The sequence below is a fragment of the Pantoea sp. CTOTU49201 genome, from assembly GCF_032054795.1.
Classification (GTDB): Bacteria; Pseudomonadota; Gammaproteobacteria; order Enterobacterales; family Enterobacteriaceae; genus Pantoea; species Pantoea symbiotica.
Genome location: NZ_DAMBSA010000426.1, coordinates 1 through 3884, shown reverse-complemented (window position 1 = coordinate 3884; position 3884 = coordinate 1). Strand labels below are relative to the sequence as shown.

At 55.5% G+C, this 3884-nt stretch carries 3 protein-coding genes; 2 read left to right on the top strand and 1 reads right to left on the bottom strand.

Annotated elements, in window-relative coordinates; genetic code table 11:
- Positions 1–470 (bottom strand): zinc ribbon-containing protein (locus RTY00_RS21450; RefSeq protein ID WP_312666102.1); only part of this gene is annotated, 470 nt, incomplete at its 3' end.
- Between the two features lie 222 nt (positions 471–692).
- Between RTY00_RS21450 and leuS the strand changes: the two genes are divergently transcribed.
- Both leuS and lptE read left to right on the top strand, forming a co-directional pair.
- Positions 693–3275: a leucine--tRNA ligase gene (leuS, locus tag RTY00_RS21445; protein ID WP_312666100.1), complete on the top strand. Its 2583-nt coding sequence runs from the start codon at positions 693–695 to the stop codon at positions 3273–3275.
- A 14-nt stretch (positions 3276–3289) separates the two neighbouring features.
- The coding region (gene lptE, locus RTY00_RS21440; protein WP_312666098.1) for an LPS assembly lipoprotein LptE at positions 3290–3884 on the top strand (595 nt) is incomplete at its 3' end.

Below are 3884 nucleotides of genomic sequence, written 5' to 3'. Positions count from 1 at the left end.
GGCTGACGCTGGAACTGATCGTGCCCACACTCCGGGCAGCGCGTTAAGCTCTCTGGCGTATAAATCGCCCGCGTGAAGCCGCACTTCTCACAGACTAAATTCCCCAGCCCCACCACTTCACCGCTCTGGTAGACGCCGTGATGGCGCAAATCCTGAAACACTTCACGCCACTCCAACTGACTTTTATCGGTGATATCCGCCAGTTCTTTCCACAGGCTTTCGCGAATCACGCGCAAAAACACCGAATCGCCAACCACATCAGAAGACTCCTGATAGCTCAGCGCAAACTCGTGTAAATCGCGGCGCACGGCACGCATCACTTCATTGACTTCTGCGGGCGACAGCGTTTTTTTTGCCAGCAAACTTTGCCGCGCCTCGGCCACCAGCGCATCAACATCGCGCTCGCCATGATCCAATCGCTGGGATAATGCTTCAATCGTTGCACGGTATTCCTGCGCCACGTTATTCATTTTGTTCTCCTTTCCGCTGCGGATACTGCTGTTAAGTTTAGCGGTTTTGTCACAATTGCATGGGCAGCAACCGGAGAAATCACAAAAGGGTGAAAGCGGCGGCGCATTCGGCAGAAATCCAGCCTGCGAGGGCGTGAAAAGTTGTTGAGGCGCAGCCTTATGGGTATGCTATGCGGATCTAAAAGTATGCTTAGCGATTTTCACAAAGGACCACAGGCAGCCATGCAAGAGCAATACCGCCCGGAAGAGATAGAATCCCGCGTCCAACAACACTGGGACGAAAACGAAACCTTTAAAGTGACCGAGCAGGAAGGCAAAGAGAAATATTACTGCCTTTCGATGCTGCCCTATCCTTCTGGCCGCCTGCACATGGGTCACGTGCGTAACTACACCATTGGCGATGTGATTGCGCGCTACCAGCGTATGCTCGGCAAAAACGTCCTGCAGCCAATTGGCTGGGATGCGTTTGGTCTGCCAGCCGAAGGCGCTGCGGTAAAAAACAACACCGCGCCTGCACCGTGGACCTACGACAACATCGCCTACATGAAGAACCAGCTGAAATTGCTGGGCTTTGGCTACGACTGGAGCCGCGAACTGGCGACCTGCCAGCCAGAATACTATCGCTGGGAACAGTGGTTCTTCACCAAGCTGTATGAAAAAGACATGGTCTACAAAAAGACCTCGGCGGTGAACTGGTGCCCGAACGATCAGACCGTACTGGCCAACGAACAGGTTATCGACGGCTGCTGCTGGCGCTGCGATACCAAAGTTGAGCGCAAAGAGATCCCACAGTGGTTTGTAAAAATCACCGCCTATGCGGAAGAGCTGCTCAACGATCTCGATAAGCTGGAAGATTGGCCGGAGCAGGTCAAAACCATGCAGCGCAACTGGATTGGCCGTTCTGAAGGCGTGGAAATCACCTTTGACGTTGCCAACAGCGCCGAGAAGCTGACCGTTTACACCACTCGTCCAGACACCTTTATGGGTGCGACCTATGTGGCAGTTGCTGCAGGTCATCCACTGGCGCTGCAAGCTGCTGCCACTAATCCTGCGCTGGCTGAATTCATCGACGAATGCCGTACCACCAAAGTCGCCGAAGCTGATATGGCAACGATGGAGAAGAAAGGCGTGGCCACCGGCCTGTTCGCTATCCATCCGCTGACCGGTGAAGAGATTCCGGTATGGGTCGCTAACTTCGTATTAATGGAATACGGCACCGGCGCAGTAATGGCTGTTCCAGGCCACGATCAGCGTGACTGGGAGTTCGCCACCAAATACAACCTGAACATCAAACCTGTGATCCTGAATCTTGACGGTTCAGAACCGGATGTAAGTGCTGCCGCGATGACCGACAAAGGCGCGCTGTTCAACTCAGGTGAATACAACGGTCTGGATCATCAGGCGGGCTTCAACGCTATCGCCGATGCGCTGGCAGCCAAAGGCGTGGGCGAGCGTAAAGTGAATTACCGTCTGCGCGACTGGGGCGTTTCCCGTCAGCGTTACTGGGGCGCACCAATCCCAATGGTGACGCTGGAAGATGGCACCGTAATGCCAACGCCAGAGGATCAGTTGCCGGTCATCCTGCCAGAAGACGTGGTAATGGACGGCATCACCAGCCCAATCAAAGCCGATCCTGAGTGGGCCAAAACCACCGTTAACGGCCAGCCTGCGCTGCGTGAAACCGACACCTTCGACACCTTTATGGAGTCATCCTGGTACTACGCGCGCTATACCTGCGCCAACTACCATGAAGGCATGCTGGATCCGGCGGCGGCGAACTACTGGCTGCCGGTCGATCAGTATGTTGGCGGTATCGAACACGCCATCATGCACCTGATGTATTTCCGCTTCTATCACAAGCTGCTGCGTGATGCTGGCCTGGTAAACTCGGATGAGCCGGCCAAACGCCTGCTGTGTCAGGGCATGGTGCTGGCTGATGCGTTCTACTACCTCGGCGTGAACGGCGAGCGCAACTGGGTTTCTCCGGTTGACGTCACCGTTGAGCGCGACGAGAAAGGCCGCATTATTAAAGCCATCGACAACGAAGGTCGTGAAGTGGTTTACGCCGGCATGAGCAAAATGTCGAAGTCGAAAAACAACGGCATCGATCCACAGCTGATGGTTGAGCGTTACGGTGCAGATACCGTGCGTCTGTTCATGATGTTTGCTTCGCCAGCAGAGATGACGCTGGAGTGGCAGGAATCGGGCGTTGAAGGTGCCAACCGCTTCCTGAAGCGCGTGTGGAAACTGGCTTACGAACACATTGCCAAAGGCGCGACCGTGGCGCTGGACGTCAACAGCCTGAATGACGATCAGAAAGCGCTGCGTCGCGATCTGCACAAAACCATCGCCAAAGTGGCCGATGACGTAGGTCGTCGTCAGACATTCAACACCGCCATCGCTGCCATCATGGAGCTGATGAACAAGCTGATCCGTGCCCCGCAGGAGAGCGAGCAAGATCGCGCGCTGCTGCAGGAAGCGCTGGTCGCTGTGACGCGTCTGCTCTATCCGTTCACCCCGCACGCCAGCTATGTGTTGTGGCAAGCGCTGGGCGGCGAAGGCAGCATTGACGAAGCCAGCTGGCCGGTAGCCGATGAAGCGGCCATGGTGGAAGATTCGCTGCTGGTAGTGGTGCAGGTGAATGGTAAAGTGCGCGGCAAGATTACCGTTGCGACGGATGCCACGCAGGAGCAGGTGCAGGCGCGTGCTGCGCAGGAGCATTTGGTGGCGAAATATCTGGATGGCGTCACCATTCGTAAAGTGATTTATGTCCCTGGCAAACTGCTTAACCTGGTCGTAGGTTAAGTTCAGGAGGAACTGTGCGACAACTGATTATCAGGCTGTTTGTCCTGCTTGCGGTAATGATTACCGCAGGCTGTGGTTTCCACCCGCGCGGCACCACTTCGGTGCCGAGTGAGATGAAAACCCTTATCGTCCAGAGCGGCGATCCCTATGGTCCACTGGCGCGAGCCGTGCGCCAGCAGCTGCGCATCAACAATGTCACTATCATTGAAGATAGCAAAGCGGCCAGCGCCAAATACCCAACGCTGCGTTTAGGTGCTGAAGGCCAGGGACGTGATACTGCATCGGTGTTTATCAGCGGTACCACCGCGGAATACTCGCTGGTGATGACGGTCACAGCACAGGTTCTGCTGCCGGGTAAAGGTATCTACCCGATCAGCACCACTGTGTATCGTTCTTTCTTCGACAACCCGAACGCCGCACTGGCTAAGGATGCCGAGCAGACAATGATCGTGGAAGAAATGCGCCAGCGTGCGTCTGAGCAGTTAGTCCGTAAATTGCTGACGGTGCATGCTGCACAGATAAATAACAAATCAACGCTAACCGAGCCTGAGGCGATATTACCAGGCGAGGATTCGCCGGAAGTCCCTTCTTCCTCAGCCACCAGTCTGC

What these genes read in the sequence shown, in the direction of transcription:
- leuS (WP_312666100.1), top strand. Translation starts at nt 693, where the DNA reads ATGCAAGAGCAATACCGCCCGGAAGAGATAGAATCCCGCGTCCAACAA.